15 protein-coding genes are annotated in these 21,798 nt (G+C 34.9%); 9 read left to right on the plus strand and 6 right to left on the minus strand.

Going from position 1 to position 21,798, the window contains the following annotated elements; translation table 11 throughout:
* Positions 1–13: 13 nt before the first annotated feature.
* The 3 genes from RF683_RS08940 to RF683_RS08950 form a co-directional block, all read right to left on the minus strand.
* Complete coding sequence (locus RF683_RS08940; RefSeq protein ID WP_298658615.1) at positions 14–1,258, minus strand: OmpP1/FadL family transporter; 1,245 nt, start codon at positions 1,256–1,258, stop codon at positions 14–16.
* A gap of 105 nt (positions 1,259–1,363) precedes the next feature.
* Entirely contained in the window at positions 1,364–2,128 is a 765-nt protein-coding gene (locus RF683_RS08945; RefSeq protein WP_309531950.1) for an alpha/beta fold hydrolase, read from the minus strand.
* Between the two features lie 5 nt (positions 2,129–2,133).
* The gene (locus tag RF683_RS08950) at positions 2,134–2,847 is read right to left on the minus strand and encodes a pyridoxine 5'-phosphate synthase (protein WP_309531951.1); all 714 of its coding nucleotides are present in this window, start codon (positions 2,845–2,847) and stop codon (positions 2,134–2,136) included.
* Positions 2,848–2,938: 91 nt separating this feature from the next.
* Here RF683_RS08950 and RF683_RS08955 point away from each other — a divergent pair, with 91 nt between their 5' ends.
* The 8 genes from RF683_RS08955 (at position 2,939) to murI (ending at position 11,130) form a co-directional block, all read left to right on the plus strand.
* Positions 2,939–3,598 carry a CBS domain-containing protein gene (locus tag RF683_RS08955; protein WP_309531952.1) on the plus strand — a complete coding sequence of 220 codons (660 nt, stop codon included), beginning with the start codon at positions 2,939–2,941 and terminating at the stop codon, positions 3,596–3,598.
* A gap of 18 nt (positions 3,599–3,616) precedes the next feature.
* Positions 3,617–4,501: an NAD kinase gene (locus RF683_RS08960; RefSeq protein WP_309531953.1), complete on the plus strand. Its 885-nt coding sequence runs from the start codon at positions 3,617–3,619 to the stop codon at positions 4,499–4,501.
* Between the two features lie 109 nt (positions 4,502–4,610).
* A complete protein-coding gene (gene porG / locus RF683_RS08965; protein ID WP_309531954.1) occupies positions 4,611–5,294 on the plus strand; it encodes a type IX secretion system protein PorG in 684 nt (227 codons plus the stop codon).
* Between the two features lie 4 nt (positions 5,295–5,298).
* Positions 5,299–6,039 carry an isoprenyl transferase gene (locus tag RF683_RS08970; protein ID WP_309531955.1) on the plus strand — a complete coding sequence of 247 codons (741 nt, stop codon included), beginning with the start codon at positions 5,299–5,301 and terminating at the stop codon, positions 6,037–6,039.
* Positions 6,040–6,044: 5 nt separating this feature from the next.
* Complete coding sequence (bamA, locus tag RF683_RS08975; RefSeq protein WP_309531956.1) at positions 6,045–8,669, plus strand: outer membrane protein assembly factor BamA; 2,625 nt, start codon at positions 6,045–6,047, stop codon at positions 8,667–8,669.
* A gap of 36 nt (positions 8,670–8,705) precedes the next feature.
* Positions 8,706–9,737, plus strand: a complete 1,032-nt coding sequence (locus tag RF683_RS08980) for an OmpH/Skp family outer membrane protein (protein ID WP_309531957.1) — start codon at positions 8,706–8,708, stop codon at positions 9,735–9,737.
* Positions 9,738–9,762: 25 nt separating this feature from the next.
* Entirely contained in the window at positions 9,763–10,275 is a 513-nt protein-coding gene (locus tag RF683_RS08985) for an OmpH/Skp family outer membrane protein (RefSeq protein ID WP_298655428.1), read from the plus strand.
* A gap of 72 nt (positions 10,276–10,347) precedes the next feature.
* On the plus strand, positions 10,348–11,130 hold the full coding sequence (gene murI, locus RF683_RS08990; RefSeq protein ID WP_309531958.1) for a glutamate racemase: 783 nt from the start codon (positions 10,348–10,350) through the stop codon (positions 11,128–11,130).
* Positions 11,131–11,243: 113 nt separating this feature from the next.
* Here the strand turns inward: murI and RF683_RS08995 are convergent, their stop codons facing one another.
* The 3 genes from RF683_RS08995 to RF683_RS09005 are packed head-to-tail and all read right to left on the minus strand — an operon-like array spanning position 11,244 to position 20,807.
* Positions 11,244–11,759 carry a gamma carbonic anhydrase family protein gene (locus RF683_RS08995; protein WP_309531959.1) on the minus strand — a complete coding sequence of 172 codons (516 nt, stop codon included), beginning with the start codon at positions 11,757–11,759 and terminating at the stop codon, positions 11,244–11,246.
* A gap of 46 nt (positions 11,760–11,805) precedes the next feature.
* Positions 11,806–12,801 (minus strand): PorP/SprF family type IX secretion system membrane protein, encoded by a 996-nt coding sequence (locus RF683_RS09000; protein WP_309531960.1) that lies wholly within the window; start codon positions 12,799–12,801, stop codon positions 11,806–11,808.
* A 17-nt stretch (positions 12,802–12,818) separates the two neighbouring features.
* Complete coding sequence (locus tag RF683_RS09005) at positions 12,819–20,807, minus strand: choice-of-anchor L domain-containing protein (protein WP_309531961.1); 7,989 nt, start codon at positions 20,805–20,807, stop codon at positions 12,819–12,821.
* 92 nt (positions 20,808–20,899) lie between these two features.
* Between RF683_RS09005 and RF683_RS09010 the strand changes: the two genes are divergently transcribed.
* Entirely contained in the window at positions 20,900–21,796 is an 897-nt protein-coding gene (locus tag RF683_RS09010) for a NifU family protein (RefSeq protein ID WP_309531962.1), read from the plus strand.
* Positions 21,797–21,798 lie beyond the last annotated feature (2 nt).

The raw sequence follows: 21,798 nt of genomic DNA on the forward strand, positions 1-21,798 counted from the left end.
GTCAAATTTTAAATTAGAAGCTATAAGAAACACCTACACCAGGAGAAAATACAGATGATTTGTATGTTCCACCAAACGGAATAGCATTTCCATTTTCGTAATAATAATTGTATGAGTTGTTGATTTCGTCAAAATGTAGATATAAGAATGAGAAGTCAACTCCTAAATTTTTGTTTAATTTATAGGTTAAACCTCCTGTATATCCTGTAGAATTATTTCTTGGTGTTTCAGGCGCAAAATAACCATTTTGAACTGGACTTTGATCGAAATACCATCCTGCTCTAAATGTAAATTTATCATTAGCGATATATTGTGCTCCTAAACGATATGAATTAGAATCTTTGTAATTTCTTGGATTGTTTGACACATTTCCATTAGCAAAATTAACTGTTAATGCTTTATAAACACTCCATTTTGTATGGTTGTAATCAAATGCGAATAACCATTTATCTGATGCTTTATATGAAATACCTGCAGTAATTTCAGCTGGTAATGGTAAATCTGCATCAAAAGTAGTATTTGCTAATTGAGCTGTTGCAAATCCAGGAACATCATTAAATGTTGCTGCTCCACCTCTTGCTTCCATTATAATTTCAGAACGGTAATCAAATCCTAATGTAAAATCTTTTGCTGGTTTAAACATAAAACCAACATTATATCCCCAAGCTGTAATTCCTTGCGCATCTAAATTAACATCTGTTGGTTGTCCGTTATTAGAATATAATGGATTAGTAGATAGGTTTCTATCAAATTTAACCCCTCCCGTAGCAAGAATTGGTCCACCACCTATACTAAAAACATCTCCCACTTTGAAAGAAACTGTAGGCTGAACAAATATTGCTTCTAATTTGATATTATTAACTAAGTGTGCTCCCTGCCAATCTTGATTCCATTTTACTGTAGAACCATATGGTGTGTAAACTGCTAAACCTGCAGATATAAATTTATTAATTTTATAAGTAGCATACAAACTAAATGGCGTACCCATGTTATTAGTATTTGCCTGCCAGTTATACATAGAATTTTGAAATGCTGTTTTAGCAAATAAAACATTTCCACCCACAGATAAGTTGAATTTTTTATCTAAAAAAGACATCCCTGCAGGGTTAAAAAACGCTACCTCTGCACTATTTACAACTGCTACTCCGGTATGACCCATAGCTAATTGTTTTTGACCTTGCATACTCACTCTATATCCGCCAGCGAACATAGTAGCCGAAGCCAAAGTCATTAAAGATAAAGAAAATAATTTTCTCATAATTTGAATAATATTAGTTTATTTTAGTTCAATACAAGTTTCAAAATTAACATAAATTATGAATATTACAATTTTTTTAACTAAAATATTATGCGTTCATAATAATTAGCTGATAAATTTTCGTACTTCACAAAAAAAGGCTTCAGGATTTTCTGCATGAAGCCAATGACCTGAATTGGGCACCGCAACAATAGTCGCTTTAGGAAAATGATAATAAATTGTTTCAAAATCTGCATCTGTTATGTAATCTGATTTATCACCTCTTAAAAAGAGTGTTTCACCAAAAAAATGAGCATTCAAAGACAATGCTGTGCCAATTTCTTCAATTTTTTCATTGAAAACATTTAAATTAAATCTAAAACCTAGTGTGTCAGGTGTAATACGGAACAAATTTTTCAATAAAAATTGTTTTGTTCCAAAATCGGAGATGTACGTTGAAAAAATTGTTTCTACATCTCCGCGGGATGGATTTTTTGAAAAATCTACTGCATTTAAAGCAGCTAGAATTTTTTGATGATGTGGTGCATAATATTTTGGTCCAATATCTGCCACAATTAATTTTTCAACCATTTGTGGATATACTGTAGAAAATAGCATAACTACTTTACCACCCATAGAATGACCTAATAAAATGGCTTTTTCAATGTGATGAAAATCCAAATAATTTTTCACATCATGAACCATTACGTCATAATTAAATGCATCATCATGAAAACTTTTTCCATGATTTCGCATATCTAAAGCATGAACCTGAAAACCTAATGCTGCAAATTGTGTGCTTAACGTTTTCCAATTGTCTGACATTCCTAAAAAACCGTGAATAATGAGTAGTGGCATGCCCTCGCCTTCAATTCTTGAAAATAACTGCATTTGTATTACTTTAAGCGTTGTAAATACATGTTAATTACATTGTCAAACCCTAAATATAGGGATTCAGAAACAAGTGCATGGCCAATAGAAACTTCCAATAAATTAGGGATGTTTTCTTTAAAAAATTTTATATTTTCCAAACTTAAATCATGCCCGGCATTAATTCCAAGCCCCATTTCAGTTGCTTTATTTGCTGCTAAAACATACGGCTCAATTCCTTTTAGATTACCTAAACCAAACTCATGCGCAAAACTTTCAGTATACAATTCAATTCTGTCCGTACCAGTCTCTTTAGCACCTTCTATCATTTTTTCATTGGGATCAACAAAAATTGACGTTCGAATACCTTTGCTTTTAAATAGCGCAACAACATCCTTTAAATAGGATTGATGCGTAATTGTGTCCCATCCCGCATTTGACGTTAATGCGCCAATAGCATCTGGAACAAGCGTGACTTGAGTAGGCACTACTTCTAGTACTAAATCAATAAAGTTGTGTTGTGGATTTCCTTCTATGTTAAATTCTGTATAAACAATAGGTTTTAAATCTCTAGCATCTTGGTATTTTATATGGCGTTCGTCTGGTCTAGGATGAATGGTAATGCCTGCAGCACCAAATTTTTGAAGATCTGTAGCCACTTGAAGCAAATTTGGCACATTTCCGCCTCTTGAATTTCGTAACGTCGCTATTTTATTGATATTTACTGATAATTTTGTCATGCTAAGATATATTTTTTACAAAAATAATAAACTATCACAATAGGATTGCTTATTTTTTAGTTATTTTGCATGAGTATTGAAAATGTATCACATGACTAAAATTCAAGATTTTATTAATAATAAAATTGAAGCCCTACAAGCACATGAAAGTATTGTTGAGGCACGAAATATTTTTTTAGACTTTGATTATTCTCATTTTCCTATACTTGATCAAAATGTATTTATAGGATCAATTGGCAAAGAAGAAGCCGAAATTTTCCCTACTTCAGATACCATTTCCACTCATAAGTATGGCTTACATCGTTTTTTTGTAAGGGAAACGATGAATTGGTTTGATGTATTTGAAGAATTTTCTAAAAATAACAGTACAATTTTACCTGTTTTAGACGCAAACAATACATATGTAGGTTTTTATGAATTAGATGATGTACTTCATTTTCTAAATGAAACTACATTTATAAAAGAAAACGGAGGTATACTTAGTATTGAAAAAAACTCAAATGATTTTACATTTAGTCAAATTTGTCAAATTGTAGAAAGTAATCATGCTCAAATATTAGGCGTTTTTGTTTCTCAAACTACTGAAGAAACAACACAAATAACACTTAAAATTACGGAAGTAAATTTTAATGAAATTATCCAAACTTTTAGGCGTTATAATTATATCGTTTTATCTGAGCATCAAGAAGATTCTTATTTGAACAGCCTGAAAGAACGTTCAGATTATTTAGATAAATATTTAAATATTTAATTTCAGAGAGTTAAAAACATGAAAATAGCCTTATTCGGACAATACTATCAGAACAACACCCACACCATCATTGAAAAGGTTGTTGCTTATTTAATGCAACGAAATTGTACCTTATGTTTTTTTAAAGAATTTTCAGAAACTTTACAAGAAAACGGACTAAAAATAGACTCTTACACCACTTTTGAAACGTATGAGGATTTAAAAAATAATTTTGATTTTTTAATTAGTGTGGGCGGTGATGGAACTATATTAAGAGCTGCTACTTGGGTAAGAAATTTAGACATTCCAATAATAGGAATTAATGCAGGCCGTCTAGGTTTTTTAGCAACGGTTCAAGAAGAGAATATTGAAATGCTATTAACACATGTTTTTGATAAAAATTTCACTTTATCAAAGAGAACATTAGTTAGTCTTGAAACTTCACCAGGAAACAAAGACATTGAGGAAATAAATTTTGCTTTAAATGAAATTTCAATTTCACGAAAAGACACTACTTCTATGATAACCATAGAAACTACGATTAATGGCGAATATCTAAATTCATATTGGGCAGACGGATTAGTAATATCAACCCCAACAGGTTCAACGGGATATTCTTTAAGTTGTGGCGGACCCTTATTGATGCCTACAGCTACAAGCTTTGTAATTACCCCTATTGCTCCCCATAATTTGACTGCAAGACCTTTAGTTATTCCCGATGATGTAGAGATTAAACTTAAAGTTTCGGGAAGAGAAGAACAATATTTAGTCTCATTAGACTCTCGAATTACTTCTGTAACAAATGAAACTATTTTAACGATAAAAAAATCTAATTTTACAATCTCTTTGGTAGAATTTCCACAAGAAGGCTTCTTTAAAACAATTAGAAAAAAATTGCTTTGGGGAGAAGATAAAAGAAACTAACATACCATTTTTCATTTTTATACGTTATTTATTCCACTTAGAGGCTAAAAAATAGCTTATTAAGGTGGTTACTATTTCAATATTATTATATTTGCAAACTATTAAAAAAATGAAGAACGTATTATTTTATATAGCTACCCTGTTTTTGAGTTATTCATTACATGCTCAAATACATGAATTTGGTGTTTTTGCTGGCGGAAGTAATTATATAGGCGATGTTGGCCCTACAAATTATATTTCACCAAATAAATTTGCTTTTGGTTTGCTTTATAAATGGAATAAAAGCCCCCGACATTCCTACAGACTTTCTTATTATCAAGGTGAATTAATTTCGCATGATGTAGATAGCAATGCGCCAAGCAGAAATTTAAGAGGGTTTTCTATTAAAAATTCTATAAAAGAGTTTTCTGCTGGTGTTGAATTTAATTTTTTGGATTTTGATTTACACAATACAAAAGATATTTTTACACCATATATTTATACAGGAATAACAACCTTTATTTATGACGAACTATTTATAATAAACAAAGAAAGTAAAGTAGATTACAAACACTATGCTTTTGCAATACCCATGACAGTGGGTATAAAAACAAGATTAGCGCGAAAACTAATTTTAGGAGCAGAGGTTGGAGCTAGATATACTTTTACAGATAATTTAGATGGGAGCAATCCAAAAAATAAGAATTTCGAAAATTTAAAATTTGGAAATTTAAACAGTAAAGATTGGTATGTGTTTAGTGGATTTACATTAACCTATACCTTTGGCGAAAACCCTTGCTTTTGTGCAGAATAAAAAAATGGAAATACATCAAGAAATAGATAAAAATAACCTTCCTACTCATTTGGCCATTATCATGGACGGCAATGGCCGTTGGGCTAAGCAACAGGGTAAATTGCGTGCTTTTGGTCATGAAAATGGAACTAAAACAGTAAAAAAAACTGTTGAAGCTTGCGCAAAATTAGGTATCAAATTCTTAACCTTGTATACTTTTTCTACTGAAAACTGGAATAGACCAAAAATTGAAGTAGATATTTTAATGAAATTACTCATAAGTGCCTTAAAAAAAGAGTTAAAAACACTTCAAAACAACAATATAAAACTTAACACGATTGGAAATATTGATAATTTACCAACAGGCGTTAAAAAAGAGCTTTACGATGTAATGCAACAAACAAAAGACAACACGGCTATGACGCTGACACTTGCACTTAGTTATGGCTCAAGAGATGAAATCATAAATGCTGTTAAAAAAATAACAGAAAAAGTTAAAAATAATATAATTTCAATAGACACTATTGATGAATCAATTATAAATCAGCATCTTTACACACAAAACATGCCTGATGTAGACTTAGTAATTAGAACAAGTGGCGAGCACAGAATAAGTAATTTTTTACTTTGGCAAATTGCTTACGCCGAATTCTATTTTACAGATGTCCTTTGGCCTGATTTTAAAGAAGCGCATTTACATGAAGCTATTTTAAGCTATCAAAAAAGAGAAAGAAGATTTGGTAAAACCAGCGAACAAATTAAATAATAAACATGTTTAAGAAAAAAATAGTATTAGTATTAGCCTTTATATTTTTAAGTGCAACCGTTACAACCAAAGCCCAAGAAGCGGCATTAGAAAAAGGAAAAGAATATACCTTGGCAGGCATTGAAGTCACAGGAAAAGTTTCTTATAACGAACAGACGGTAATTACTTTTACAGGATTAGAAATTGGCAGTAAAATTAGAGTCCCAGGTGAAGAAATAAGCGGTGCAGTAAAAAAATTATGGAAATTAGGATTGTTTAACGACGTAAATTTCTTCGTGAAAAAAATTGAAGGTGAATCTATCTTTTTAGAGCTTAATTTGTATGAATTACCTAAACTTAATGATTTTAAATTTAAAGGTATTCGTAAAGGAAAAATAGAAGAATTTACTAAAGACACTGATCTTAAAAAAGGAAAAGTTGTGAATGAAAATTTACTTTCAAACACAAAAAACTACATTGAGAAAAAATTCAAAAAAGACGGATATTACAACGCTAAAGTAACTATAAATACTGTTGCAGATTCTACAGACTCAAACGTAGACATGGTTATTTTTATAGACAAAGGAGATAAAGTTAAAATTAACTCTATAGACTTTATTGGTAATTCTCAATTCACAGATAAAAAACTTAAAAAAGCTTTTAAAAATACTAAAGAAAAGAAAATTACTAGATTGTTTAAATCTTCAAAATACGTTAAAGATAAGTATAAAGAAGACTTAGAAACACTAATTGACAAATACAAAGAAAAAGGGTACCGTGATGCACGTATTATCAGTGAAAATGTCAATTATAACAAAAAAACAAATAAAATTGATATTTCTGTAAATGTAGAAGAGGGTAGAAAATATTATTTTGGTGATATTCGTTATTTAGGTAATACTGTATATTCTAATCAATCTTTAAACAGTATTGTTAGAATAAAAAAAGGAGATGTTTACAATGGGGTATTATTACAAAAAAGAATATCAGACAATTCTACACCAGACCCTGAAGACATAACTAGTTTATATCAAAATAATGGTTATTTGTTCTCAAATATCAATCCAGTAGAGGTACGAACTGAAAACGATACTATCGATTTTGAAATTAGAATTACTGAAGGTCCTTTAGCTTATTTTAATAATGTTACCGTAAAAGGAAACGACAAAACAAATGACAAAGTAATTTATAGAGAATTAAAAACAAGACCTGGGGAAAAGTGGAACAAAGAATTAGTTATTCGTACCATTCGTGAGTTAGGTCAATTAGGATTTTTTGATCCAGAAGCTATTCGTCCAGAACCAAAAAATGCCGATCCTGCAGCAGGAACTGTTGATTTAGAATGGACCGTTGTAGAAAAAGGTTCAAGTCAAGTAGAGCTGCAAGGAGGATATGGTGCTGGAGGATTTATTGGAACTCTAGGTTTGTCTTTTAATAACTTTTCGTTAAAAAACATTCTGAAGAAAGAGGCATATCGTCCTTTACCTATGGGAGACGGTCAAAAAATGTCTTTACGTTTACAAGGGAGCAGCTATTTTCAAGTATATAGTTTATCGTTTACAGAACCTTGGTTAGGTGGTAAAAAACCCATTAGTTTCTTTACATCACTTTCTTATAGTAGACAATTTTTATATAACTATGCACTAAGACAAACAACCAGAGATCAGAGTTTTAATATTTCTTCTATTACTGTCGGATATGGAAAAAGATTAACGGTACCTGATGACTATTTTTCAATTTCTAATTCTATAACTTTCCAATATTATGATTTAAATAATTATAACACTGGATTGTTTACTTTTGGAAATGGAGCCTCTAGAAATTTATCGTTTACTACTTCAATCACTAGAGACAACCGAGGGATAAATCCTATCTTCCCTACATCAGGCTCTAATATAACTTTATCTGCTAAATTCTCTTTACCCTACTCGTTGTGGAATGGTATAGATTATGCTAATTTAGGAAATCAAGCAGATTATAAACTTAGAAATACAGGCGCAGGCTATACGAATGCAAATGGACAATATGTTTATACAGGTGCATATATAGACAATGATGGTAATCCACAAAGCGATTATACTTTAGCAATTGCCGACAGAGCAAAAGTAGATCAGCAAAAATACAATTGGTTAGAATTTTATAAAATAAAATTTAGTGTAGATGCCTACAATAAATTATACAAACAACTCGTTTTAAGAACAAGAGCTGAATTTGGATTCTTGGGAGCCTATAATAGCGCAAGAGGTATAATTCCTTTTGAACGTTTTTTTGTAGGAGGTGATGGTTTAGCAAACTACTCATTAGATGGTAGAGAAGTAATTCAATTACGTGGATATCCAAATAATTCATTATCTTCGTCTGATGGTGGAACAGTGTATAATAAATTTTCAATGGAATTAAGATATCCTATTACACTAAAACAAACAGCATCAATTTATGCTCTAACATTTTTAGAAGCTGGGGCGGCATACAGTAATTTTAAAACGTTTGATCCTTTCAAAATGCAACGTTCTGCAGGTTTAGGATTAAGGGTTTTCATGCCGGCCTTTGGTTTATTAGGAATTGATTTTGCTCATGGATTTGATCCTGTTCCTGGAAGTACAATTAAAAGTGGTTGGCAAACCCATTTCATCATCGGACAACAATTTTAACATTTGGCACGATAGTTGAAATTAATTTAAATAATTATGAAGAAATATTTTGTTTTATTATTTGCTTTTCCTTTTTTCTTTGCTCAAGCACAGAAAGGGGCTAAAATTGGCTATATTGATATGGATTATATATTAGAAAAGGTGCCTGAATATGCCGAAGCAAAAAATCAATTAGAACAAAAAGCAACTACTTGGAAACAAGAAATTGAAGGAAAAAAAAACACGGTTTCTAAACTTAAAGAAACATTAGCAGCCGAAAAAGTATTGCTAACAAAAGAGTTAATAAAAGAAAAAGAAGAAGAAATTAAAACCTTAGAAACAGAACTTTTTGATTACCAACAAAAAAGATTTGGCCCACAAGGTGATTTAATTATACAAAAAGGAGCATTAATTAAGCCAATTCAAGATCAAGTGTTTAATATTGTGCAAGATTATGCGGAAAAACAAAAATATGATTTTATCTTTGACAAATCTTCAGATTTAACCATGTTGTTCACTTCTGATAGATTTGATATTAGTGACCAAATTCTTAAAGCAATAGAACGTGCTGGAAGAAAAGTAGAACTAACAAAAAAACAGCAAAAAATTCAGGACGCAAAAGATCAAAGAGAAATTGATGTAAAAGAAAATCCTGAAATTCTTGAAAAAGAAAAAACACAAGATTTAAAAAAAGAAGAACGTCAAAGAATACTAGACGAAAGGAAAGAAGCAGCTGCGGCTAAAAAGAAAGAAGCTGATGAAAAAAGAGCTGCACAATTAAAAGAAAAAGCTGAAGCACGTCAAAAAGCATTAGACGAAAAAAAAGCAAAATTAGAACCAGCACAAACTGAGAAAAAAGAAACGGCAGATCAAACTACAACTGCTTCGCAAAAAGAAGCAAGAGAAAAAATATTACAAGAGAAAAAAGAAGCTGCTGCGGCAAAAAAGAAAGAAGCAGATGAAAAAAGAGCGCAATTGTTAAAAGAAAAAGCTGAAGCTCGACAAAAAGTATTAGATGATCAAAAAGCAAAGAAAGAAGCATTAAAAAACAAAACCGAAGAAAACAAAGAAGAACCAAAGAAAAATTAAATAACCCTTATTAAATTAAATTAAAATGAAACAAGTAAAGACTCTATTATTAGCAACAGTATTATTCATAGGGACACAATTTGCTACTGCACAAACTAAAGTAGGACACATTAATGTACAAGATTTAATGACAGCAAACCCAGCTATGAAAGCAGCTGAAGCACAATTAAAAAAATTACAAGACACGTATGATGCTGAGTACAAAAAAATGGTACAAGAATATCAAACTAAATTAGCACAATATCAACAAGACGCTGAAGCAAAAACAGTTACTGACGCAGTAAATGAAACGCGTTCTCAAGAAATGCAAGATATGGGTGCTAGAATTCAAAAATACCAAGATACTGCATCAAAAGATTTACAACAAAAATCTATTGAATTACAAAAACCAATCATGGAAAAAGCACAAGCAGCAATTCAAAAAGTAGCACGTGCAAAAGGAATTCAATATGTATTAGACTCAACAACAGGAAGTGGTGTATTACTTGCTGATGGTACAGATTTATTAGTAGACGTTAAAAAAGAATTAGGTTACTAATAAAAAACTACTAACAATAAAGGAACTGCTCAATATTAAATAATATTGAGCAGTTTTTTTTATATTTGTTTTATGAATACACAACAACCTATTGGCCTTTTTGATTCCGGTGTGGGTGGTACTTCAATTTGGAAAGAAGTTCATGCCTTACTGCCCTTTGAAAGCACAGTATATCTTGCTGATAGTAAAAATGCTCCTTATGGTAAAAAATCAAAAGACGAAATCATTGCGCTCAGTAAAAAAAATACCGAATTTCTTTTAGAAGCCAATGCAAAACTTATTATTGTTGCTTGTAACACTGCAACTACAAATGCTATAAAAGTACTAAGAGAAAATTATAATATCCCTTTTATTGGTATAGAACCCGCTATAAAACCTGCAGCTCTCCATTCTAAGACACAAAAAATTGGTATTTTAGCTACTAAAGGCACGCTAACGAGTGAACTTTTTCATCAAACCGTACAAAACTATTCCCAAGTTAAAATAATAGAACAAATAGGACATGGGCTCGTTGAGTTAATCGAAAACGGAAATTTATATTCCACAGAAATGACACAATTATTGACAAGTTATGTACAACCAATGATTGATGAAAATATTGATTATTTAGTGTTAGGTTGTACACATTACCCGTACTTAATTCCTCAAATTAAAGAAATCCTTCCTAAACATATCAAAATTATTGATTCTGGCGAAGCTGTTGCCCGTCAAACAAAATACATATTAGAACAAAATCAGTTAATTCAGAAAGAACCAAATACAGCCCTTTTTCACCATTTTTTTATTAATAACCCACCTGAAGTCATGCAAAACTTACTAGGAAATAATTTTCAGGTCATTCAAAAAGATTTTTAGAAGCTACAAACAGAGTGGTATTTTTTAAACATTGGTACCAGCTGTTCACTATATTCCCGAAAAATCAGGAGATGCCGTTTCCATCTGGGCTAGTAACAAGCATTCATTTTTGTTTAATCTTCTTTAAACCAACTAGAATACATAACATAATTAGTTGCTATACGGTCTATTTCGCCAGCAAAATCACTAGTATTTAATTCTTTTACTTTCTTAGCAGGAATGCCTGCATAAATAACACCGCTTTCTACATGCGTATTCTGCGTAACCACGCTTCCAGCAGCTATAATAGAATTACTTTCAATCGTACAACCATCCATAATGATAGCCCCCATACCTACTAATACATTATCATGAATAGTACAACCATGAACAATGGCATTATGACCTATAGAAACATTATTACCAATTTGTGTAGGATGCTTTAAATAAGTACAATGAATTACTGCTCCATCTTGAATATTTACTTTATTCCCAATACTAATTGCGTTTACATCTCCTCTAATTACAGCGTTAAACCAAACACTACAAGAGCTACCGAGGCTTACTTCACCCACAATTGTAGCATTTTCAGCCACATAACAATCTTCGGGAATAAGAGGATATTTTCCTCTAACTTCTTTTATTATCATAACTAGTTGCTATAAAAAAATCCCGAAAAATCGGGATTGTTTTTTGTTAATTAACCACCGCTGGACAGTGACAGTCATATGGCTTATCTTTACAGAATAGATTTAATCCTAAGGTAATTTGATGGTAACCTGCATTATCAAATTTAACATTTCCTAATACTTTGTTGTAAGAATAGGCAAGCATAAATTGTTTGTAATTTACACCTATAAATGGTGTAACATACTGCAATTTTTGTTCAGTCACAAAACCACCATTTAAATATTGCGTACCTTCAAAACTTCTTCTATAAGACAATCCTCCCCAAATTTTTCCAAATTCTAATTGTTTATAAGCTTTTGCATTTAAGTCTATTGTCTTTTCTTTTGTTTGTTCTGTCACTTGTATCATTAATGAAGGTTCAATCATTAAACCGTCATCATCTCCAAAATTAGCGCCAACACTCCATAAATATTTTCTCAAATTATCAGACTCTATTCCAGCAGAATAAATATCCCGTCTATTTGCCATGATATTTTTAATAGTTACGTGTGTGAAAAAATCTAAATAATGATAAGAAGCTCCTACATCTAAATTAAAATAGGAATCTTTTTGAGTTATTCCACCATATACAATTGGATCAAATACAGTAAAAGCAGTTTCATCTAATCTACTCTGAATAAATGCCCCACTAATACCAAAAGATAACATATTTAAATCTACCGTTGATCTTGAAAACATTAAATGATGCGCATAAGTTAATTTAGCACCACTTTGAGAATGATAACCATTCTTATCATTAAAAGCAATAATACCTATCCCTGATTTTTCACCCACAGCTGTATTAAAACTTAAAGTTTGTAAAGCAGGAGCTTGTTCTTGCCCAGCCCATTGTTGCCTACCCGTTAATCTTAATTTTGCACAATTTGAAGCCCCCGCCATGGATGGGTGGATTAGATAATAATTATCCGTCAAATAATCTGTGTAAACAGCTATTCCTTCCTGTGCAAATGCAGCTTGTGTAATAAATAATAGCCCTAAGAATAATAATTTATTAAATTTCATAGTATTTGGGTTCTGTGTTATCTTTTTAATGAAAAATGCGCTCTAAATTGTTTTTGCTGTTGGTTTTCAGTGTAATCAACCGTGAACCAATAGTCCGTAGATGGTAAGGTTTGACCATTATACGTTCCATCCCATCCTTGACCTAATGGGTCCAACTGCTTGATTAATTTTCCATAGCGGTCAAATATATAAATTTTTGCGTTATGTTGTGCATTTAATCCAATAATATTCCACGTATCATTATACCCATCTCCATTTGGTGTAAAGTATTTCATGTAATCAATAACCAAAACATTCGTCTCTAAATACGTACAACCCTCTTCATCGCCCACGGCAACCGTATGCATTCCTGCTTCAACACCTTCAAATATATTTGAAGTCTGCCATGCTCCTCCATCTAATGCATACACTAAGGTACCTGTTCCTGGTTGAGTAACGGTTACAGTTATCGTAGCATTATTTGTAAAGGCTTCTGTTACCGTAGTGGTAAAAGCAGTAGCAGGATAAACCGGAATTACCGTAGCCGTAGCAATCGCCTGACAATTGGTAACGGTATTACGAACACGAACCTCATACACACCTGGTGCAGTAGCTACATGATTCGGACCCGAACTTGCTAATTGAACACCATCTAAATACCAATCAAACGTATACCCTGTTGGAGGAACACCTGATTCCAATAAATACGTTTGATAAACCACTCCCGTAGCTTGAATTACGCAAACATGACCATCCTCTAATGAAACTATTGGTAACGGATTAACCAACACTGTATATTCAACCATCGTCCCTTCACAACCATTTAACATCGGAGTAACAGCATACGTAACAGAACCTTGTGTTGAACCCGTAGTAGTTAATACTTGAGTAATACTTGTTCCTGTACCTGCACTCATTCCTGAAACACCTTGAGAATTAGACACAACCCAATTAAAAGTAGTGCCTGGTAAAGAAGCGGCTAAAACAATATTGGTCGATTCTCCACTACAAATTGGCAATTGGGGTAAAACTCCAAAAATCTCAGGTCTTGGATGAACCGTAACCGTAACTGTAGATGAACTTCCCACACATCCATTCTTAATCGGTGTAACTTGATAGGTTACCGTACCCGAAGCCACTGGACTTGTAGTAGTAATCACTTGATCAATACTAGCTCCTGTACCTGTAGTAGGGCCCGTAACAACAGCGCCTGTTTGATTTAAAATCATCCAGTTAAATGTTGCTCCTGCAATACTACTACTCGCATCTATATGAACCATCTCACCACTACAAATATCAGTATCCTCAATAGCTAAACTTACATTTGGAATCGGATTTACTTCTATAGCAATAGAGACAGGATCTCCATAACAATTATTTGCAAATGGCAATACAGTATACGTAACCGAACCAACATTACTATTATTAATTAAATTTAATGCCTGTGAAATACTATTTCCAGAACCCGGTAATACCGTAGTGGTATTTACATTAGATGAAGCCACATTCCAAGTAAACGTAGTACCCGGTATAGTACTGCTTAATGTAATACTTGTTGTTTCTCCATTACAATAAGTCGTATCAGCTACAAAACTAGTCACTGGTTTTGGCGCAACATTTATTTGAACTGTTATAGCTGAACCTATACAACTATTAGCAGTTGGGGTAATACTATAAATAACAAAACCATTAGTAATACCAGTAGCCGTTAATACTTGAACAATCGCATTGCCTGAACCATTCGTGGCGCCACTTACTCCTACTTGACTCGTGACTACCCAATCAAATTGTGTAGAAGCTACACTGCTGGTTAAACTTATATTTGTACTTGTTCCCGAACATATTGTTTCTCCTACCAGAGTAGCTGTAACAATAGGAATTGGATTTACTATAACGGTAGCTGAGGCACTTAATGTCTTAACACATGCCGGTGTAGTAGCACTTGTAACACTAACCAACTGATAAACAGAATTAGCAGTTAGCAATGGTGTAGTAAGAGTAACAGTACCTGTAGTAGAGGATAAAATTGCCGTTTGATTTGCTCCACCATCTATAGTATATTCTACTATAGCGCCAGGTGTTCCTGAAATAGTAACTGTACCTGTTGTATTTGCACAAATTGTACTTCCTACAATACTAGCAGTTGGCAAAGGCAATACATTTATAGTAACAGAGTTAGTTAAAGAAACCGTACATCCATTCCCTACACTTACTAATGTATAAACTGATGCATTAACAAGTGGTGGTGTAGTAACTGTAGCAGAACCTGAAGTGTTTAATGTAATGGTTTGGTTTGCTCCTGCATCAACCGTATAAGTTACTGTTGCTCCCGGGGTACCTGTAAAGGTAACCACAGAAGTAGAACCCGAACAAATGGTTGTAGGGGTTACCGAAATACTTGCCGTAGGTAATGACGTTATAGTTACTGTAGTGGTTACAGGAACGGCAGCACAGCCTGCACTGGCTGGAATCGTATAGGTAACCGTATACGTGTTGGGTGTACTTGTACTTGGCACAATAGCACCTGTTGAAGCATCTAGGGTTAATCCTGCTGGTGCAGCGCTATACGTACCACCTGTGAAGGCATTTGTACCTGTGATAGTAATAGCTTGTGAAGCCGTTAGGTTATTACAATACGGTGTGCCCGCATAACTAATACTTGCTGTAGGCAATCCTGTGATGGTTACCGTAGTGGTTACAGGAACAGCAGCACAGCCTGCACTCGCTGGTATCGTATAGGTAACCGTATACGTGTTAGGTGTACTTGTACTTGGTACAATAGCACCTGTTGTTGGATCTAATGTTAAGCCTGATGGACTAGCGCTATACGCACCACCTGTAAAGGCATTTGTACCTGTGATAGTAACCGCCTGTGAAGCTGTTAGGTTGTTACAATACGGCGTACCCACATAACTAATACTCGCCGTAGGGGCTGCAGTGATGGTTACTGTAGTGGTTACAGGAACGGCAGCACAGCCTGCACTCGCTGGAATCGTATAGGTAACTGTATACGTGTTAGGTGTACTTGTACTTGGTACAATCGCACCGGTTGAAGCATCTAAGGTTAAACCTGATGGACTAGCACTATAGGTACCACCTGTAAAGGCGTTTGTACCTGTGATAGTAACCGCCTGTGAAGCCGTTAGGTTATTACAATACGGCGTGCCTGCATAACTAATACTTGCCGTAGGTAATCCTGTGATGGTTACCGTAGTGGTTACTGGAACAGCAGCACAGCCTGCACTCGCTGGAATCGTATAGGTAACCGTATAGGTGTTGGGTGTACTTGTACTCGGTACAATAGCACCTGTTGTTGGGTCTAAGGTTAAGCCTGCTGGGCTAGCACTATACGCACCACCTGTGAAAGCATTTGTGCCTGTGATAGTAACAGCCTGTGAAGCTGTTATGTTGTTACAATACGGTGTGCCCGCATAACTAATACTTGCCGTAGGGGCGGCAGTGATCGTTACTGTAGTGGTTACAGGAACGGCAGCGCAACCTGCACTGGCTGGAATCGTATAGGTAACCGTATACGTGTTAGGTGTACTTGTACTCGGTACAATAGCACCTGTTGTTGGGTCTAGTGTTAAGCCTGATGGTGTAGCGCTATACGTACCACCTGTGAAGGCATTTGTACCTGTGATAGTAATAGCTTGTGAAGCCGTTAGGTTATTACAATACGGTGTGCCCGCATAACTAATACTTGCTGTAGGCAATCCTGTGATGGTTACCGTAGTGGTTACAGGAACAGCAGCACAGCCTGCACTCGCTGGTATCGTATAGGTAACCGTATACGTGTTAGGTGTACTTGTACTTGGTACAATAGCACCTGTTGTTGGATCTAATGTTAAGCCTGATGGACTAGCGCTATACGCACCACCTGTAAAGGCGTTTGTACCTGTGATAGTAACCGCCTGTGAAGCTGTTAGGTTGTTACAATACGGCGTACCCACATAACTAATACTCGCCGTAGGGGCTGCAGTGATGGTTACTGTAGTGGTTACAGGAACGGCAGCGCAACCTGCACTGGCTGGAATCGTATAGGTAACCGTATACGTGTTGGGTGTACTTGTACTTGGCACAATAGCACCTGTTGAAGCATCTAGGGTTAATCCTGCTGGTGCAGCGCTATACGTACCACCTGTGAAGGCATTTGTACCTGTGATAGTAATAGCTTGTGAAGCCGTTAGGTTATTACAATACGGTGTGCCCGCATAACTAATACTTGCTGTAGGCAATCCTGTGATGGTTACCGTAGTGGTTACAGGAACAGCAGCACAGCCTGCACTCGCTGGTATCGTATAGGTAACCGTATACGTGTTAGGTGTACTTGTACTTGGTACAATAGCACCTGTTGTTGGATCTAATGTTAAGCCTGATGGACTAGCGCTATACGCACCACCTGTAAAGGCATTTGTACCTGTGATAGTAACCGCCTGTGAAGCTGTTAGGTTGTTACAATACGGCGTACCCACATAACTAATACTCGCCGTAGGGGCTGCAGTGATGGTTACTGTAGTGGTTACAGGAACGGCAGCACAGCCTGCACTCGCTGGAATCGTATAGGTAACTGTATACGTGTTAGGTGTACTTGTACTTGGTACAATCGCACCGGTTGAAGCATCTAAGGTTAAACCTGATGGACTAGCACTATAGGTACCACCTGTAAAGGCGTTTGTACCTGTGATAGTAACCGCCTGTGAAGCCGTTAGGTTATTACAATACGGTGTGCCCGCATAACTAATACTTGCTGTAGGCAATCCTGTGATGGTTACCGTAGTGGTTACAGGAACAGCAGCACAGCCTGCACTCGCTGGTATCGTATAGGTAACCGTATACGTGTTAGGTGTACTTGTACTTGGTACAATAGCACCTGTTGTTGGATCTAATGTTAAGCCTGATGGACTAGCGCTATACGCACCACCTGTAAAGGCATTTGTGCCTGTGATAGTAACCGCCTGTGAAGCTGTTAGGTTATTACAATACGGTGTGCCCGCATAACTAATACTCGCCGTAGGGGCTGCAGTGATGGTTACTGTAGTGGTTACAGGAACGGCAGCACAGCCTGCACTCGCTGGAATCGTATAGGTAACTGTATACGTGTTAGGTGTACTTGTACTTGGTACAATCGCACCGGTTGAAGCATCTAAGGTTAAACCTGATGGACTAGCACTATAGGTACCACCTGTAAAGGCGTTTGTACCTGTGATAGTAACCGCCTGTGAAGCCGTTAGGTTATTACAATACGGTGTGCCCGCATAACTAATACTTGCTGTAGGCAATCCTGTGATGGTTACCGTAGTGGTTACAGGAACAGCAGCACAGCCTGCACTCGCTGGTATCGTATAGGTAACCGTATACGTGTTAGGTGTACTTGTACTTGGTACAATAGCACCTGTTGTTGGATCTAATGTTAAGCCTGATGGACTAGCGCTATACGCACCACCTGTAAAGGCATTTGTGCCTGTGATAGTAACCGCCTGTGAAGCTGTTAGGTTATTACAATACGGTGTGCCCGCATAACTAATACTCGCCGTAGGGGCGGCAGTGATCGTTACTGTAGTGGGTGTTGGTATAATAGCACATACACCTGTAGATGTAGGAACATATGTGATTGTATAGGTTCCGGCAGCACTCGTGCTTGGATTAATTGCTCCTGTTGTTGCATTAATTGACAATCCTACAGGGGTAGATGTAAATGTTGTAGCTCCAGTAGCCCCTGTTAATGTTGGCATTACAGAAGTAGTAGCACTTGTACATAATGGAGTCGTATAACTTATAGTAGAAGTCGTGGGTGAAGCAATAGTTACGGTAGTAGTAAAACTAACTGCGGCACAACTTCCACATGCTGGATAGGTTATTGTAACAGTATAGGTATTTGGTGTACTTGTACTTGGAGTGATAACTCCCGTAGTAGTATTTAGGGTTAATCCTGCTGGTGTAGATGAATATACTGGAACAGTAGACGCACATGTGCCTGTACCTGCTGTACTAATTACAAAAGTAGGTGAATAAGTAGCTACATCTGTAGTACAAAATGATGAAGGCGAATAAGACAATGTACCTGCAATTTGTGTAGAAACGGTAACTACAATATTACCCGTTAATGGTTTACTACACGAAGGGGTACCTGTAGTAGCTACACTAACCAAGGAATACGTAGTTGTACTAGCAGGAGAAACACTTACTGTGCCATTACCAGTAGTAGCATCTAACGTAACTGTCTGATTTGCTGTTCCATTATTATACGTAACTACAGCACCCGGAGTACCTGAAAAAGTTAAATTCGTAGACGAACCACTACAAATACTAGCCGTACCTGACATAGTAGCCGTAGGCAAAGGCTTAACCTGTAATTCAAAAGTAGTTGTAGAATAATTCGTTGGGTTCGAATTAGATTCCGAACGAACGTAAATAGTCTGTGGATTTACAGTATTAGTAAAAGCTGTAGCAGGAGAAATAGCTCCCGTATCGCCATTCGCAGCAGCTTGAGTTAAATGATAAGTAATAGTAAAATTAGCCGGATTATTAGAACCCAAAACCGTAGCCGTTTGGGTAGTTAAATTAAAAACAGCAAATCCATCATTACTAACGTCATCACAAACAACCATATTAGATGGCTGAACTATCGTACATGGACTCTGTTGTAATAAAAAATGAACCTCGCCTCTACAACCCGTACCATCCGTGAAATTCTCAGCACCAAAATAAATCGTTTGACCAACTGTACCAGGATAAGCAGACCATTGTGAAGAAGGAATAGGATTTGTACCAGCTAAAGCATCTGCAGCCGTTAAATAAAAACCATAATCATAATCCCCAATAGACTGACTACCCATGATAGAAGGAATATTACTGTTCAAATTATAAACCGCAGGTGAAGCACCTGTACAAATCGTTATCGGAGGAGGGGTCGTTAATGGTGGTCCAGGAAAATATGCTACCTGTATGGTGTCAGAAACAGGACAAGCCGGTCCAAAAGGATATGCTACAACCAAATAAGTTCCTGGCGTATTTGTAACAGGTTGATTAATAGTTAATGTTGGCCCTGTTTGACCAGAAATTAGAACCCCGTTGAAATACCATTCATGAAGTACACTTGCCGCTAATCCACTATTTAAAGTTGTTGATTCACCTAAGCATAATGACCAACCGTCCACTAAATCCACACCTAAATTTACTGGCGTTACATTAAAACTACCTCCTTTTAAGAAAACTCCCGAATCATATAAATTATCTCCCTTATTTCCAACAGCTAATTTTATATGGTATGTTTGACCACATTGTACAGTAGCCGAAGCAGTTAAAACAGTTGTAAATCCATCGTATTGTATCGTTGAAGTCCCCGTATATGGATTTTGACCTGTAGAAGTATTATTTATGTAATATTGGCAATTTTTACAAGCTCCATTATTAGCCGTTCCATTATTTACGTTAAAAATGGATACTTTTGAATCCCCAGTTGTAGTTGTAGGTATCAATGCAATGTTTTGAGCTCCATTAGTAAATGGACCCGAAATACCTGGACCCGAAATAAAAAATCCAAAAACATCATTTACATTTTGACTCGCGGAAAATTCAGGATATTCTTCAGACCCAAATACATATTCAAAAGAGACCGTTGTTCCTTGAGGTATAAAATCAAATTCTAAAACCGCTGAATTGTTAGTAATACTATTTAGTAAAAATAAATCTGGATCATTAGTAATTGCTGTTGCTGAAGCATTACTTAATGAAGATGAATTATTTGGACCCACAGCAACTTGAGATTTTCCCGTGGTTAATAATATTCCCTCATCAAACCCAATATTAGTAGAAGCACCATTAGTAAATTTTGCAATTTGATCTCTGGCTACCTGAGCATTCGCTATAGAACCATTATATTTAATATTAGAAACCGTAATTCCGCCACCTAATAGTACATTCTGAACTAATTGAGCAGGTGTAACAGTTGTATTGTTGACATTCAATTGTGCTTTAGACACAAAAGAAACAAAAAACAATATGAATAAAGTAATTTTTTTCATTATGATAGAACTAATGTTAACAAAATTATAAAGACCAAATATATAACTTTAGATTATTTAATGTTTGTATCTTTGCAAAAAATACTGAGAAAATGACAAAAATATCGATAAAAAACACAAATAATCCTTCCGTGGTTAAATTCGAATTAGAAAATTCTATTTCTAAAGGTAAAAATTATGAGTTTAAAAATATTGACGAAACGAAAGATTCGCCTTTAGCCAAACAACTATTCTTTTTACCATTTGTAAAAACAGTTTATATCTCTGGGAATTTTATTGCTATTGAAAAATTTTCGATAGTAGAATGGAGTGATGTACAAGATGAAGTAGCCACACAAATTGAACAATTTATCAATAATGGCGGGGAAATAGTTGTCGAGGAAAGTACTATAAAAAAGAATCCTATCACAATTTATGCAGAATCTACCCCAAACCCTAGTGTCACTAAATTTGTGGCTAATAAAATACTTACAAAAACTGCTGTAGAATGTAAAAATATTGACGAAACAAAAGCATCTCCATTAGCAAAAGATTTGTTTAGCTTTCCTTTTGTAAAAGAAGTTTTTATTGATGAAAATTATATTTCAATTACAAAATATGACATTGCTGATTGGAATGAAATTACCTTTGAATTGCGAAATTTTTTAAAACAATATTTAGAACAAACGGATCAAATTGTTGATGAAAAATTAATAGAACAAACTACAAATTTTGTTCAAAAACAAGAAGCCTTTTTTGAAAATTTAGACGTGACTTCTCAACAAATCATAAATATACTTGAAGAATATGTAAAACCGGCCGTTAAAAGTGACGGTGGTAATATTACTTTTAATTCGTATGATGAAAGTACAAACACGGTTAAAGTTACATTACAAGGAGCTTGTAGTGGCTGCCCTTCATCAACTTTCACACTAAAAAACGGAATAGAAAACATGTTACGTCAAATGTTAAACAACAATACCATTATTGTAGAAGCTTTTAACGGATAATA

The sequence above is a fragment of the Flavobacterium sp. 20NA77.7 genome, from assembly GCF_031326205.1.
GTDB classification, from domain to species: Bacteria; Bacteroidota; Bacteroidia; order Flavobacteriales; family Flavobacteriaceae; genus Flavobacterium; species Flavobacterium nakdongensis.

Excerpts from the sequence above, each read along its gene's own strand:
- RF683_RS08940 (WP_298658615.1), bottom strand. The coding sequence starts at position 1,258 with ATGAGAAAATTATTTTCTTTATCTTTAATGACTTTGGCTTCGGCTACT.
- RF683_RS08945 (WP_309531950.1), bottom strand. The coding sequence starts at position 2,128 with ATGCAGTTATTTTCAAGAATTGAAGGCGAGGGCATGCCACTACTCATT.
- RF683_RS08950 (WP_309531951.1), bottom strand. The coding sequence starts at position 2,847 with ATGACAAAATTATCAGTAAATATCAATAAAATAGCGACGTTACGAAAT.
- RF683_RS08955 (WP_309531952.1), top strand. The coding sequence starts at position 2,939 with ATGACTAAAATTCAAGATTTTATTAATAATAAAATTGAAGCCCTACAA.
- RF683_RS08960 (WP_309531953.1), top strand. The coding sequence starts at position 3,617 with ATGAAAATAGCCTTATTCGGACAATACTATCAGAACAACACCCACACC.
- porG (WP_309531954.1), top strand. The coding sequence starts at position 4,611 with ATGAAGAACGTATTATTTTATATAGCTACCCTGTTTTTGAGTTATTCA.
- RF683_RS08970 (WP_309531955.1), top strand. The coding sequence starts at position 5,299 with ATGGAAATACATCAAGAAATAGATAAAAATAACCTTCCTACTCATTTG.
- bamA (WP_309531956.1), top strand. The coding sequence starts at position 6,045 with ATGTTTAAGAAAAAAATAGTATTAGTATTAGCCTTTATATTTTTAAGT.
- RF683_RS08980 (WP_309531957.1), top strand. The coding sequence starts at position 8,706 with ATGAAGAAATATTTTGTTTTATTATTTGCTTTTCCTTTTTTCTTTGCT.
- RF683_RS08985 (WP_298655428.1), top strand. The coding sequence starts at position 9,763 with ATGAAACAAGTAAAGACTCTATTATTAGCAACAGTATTATTCATAGGG.
- murI (WP_309531958.1), top strand. The coding sequence starts at position 10,348 with ATGAATACACAACAACCTATTGGCCTTTTTGATTCCGGTGTGGGTGGT.
- RF683_RS08995 (WP_309531959.1), bottom strand. The coding sequence starts at position 11,759 with ATGATAATAAAAGAAGTTAGAGGAAAATATCCTCTTATTCCCGAAGAT.
- RF683_RS09000 (WP_309531960.1), bottom strand. The coding sequence starts at position 12,801 with ATGAAATTTAATAAATTATTATTCTTAGGGCTATTATTTATTACACAA.
- RF683_RS09005 (WP_309531961.1), bottom strand. The coding sequence starts at position 20,807 with ATGAAAAAAATTACTTTATTCATATTGTTTTTTGTTTCTTTTGTGTCT.
- RF683_RS09010 (WP_309531962.1), top strand. The coding sequence starts at position 20,900 with ATGACAAAAATATCGATAAAAAACACAAATAATCCTTCCGTGGTTAAA.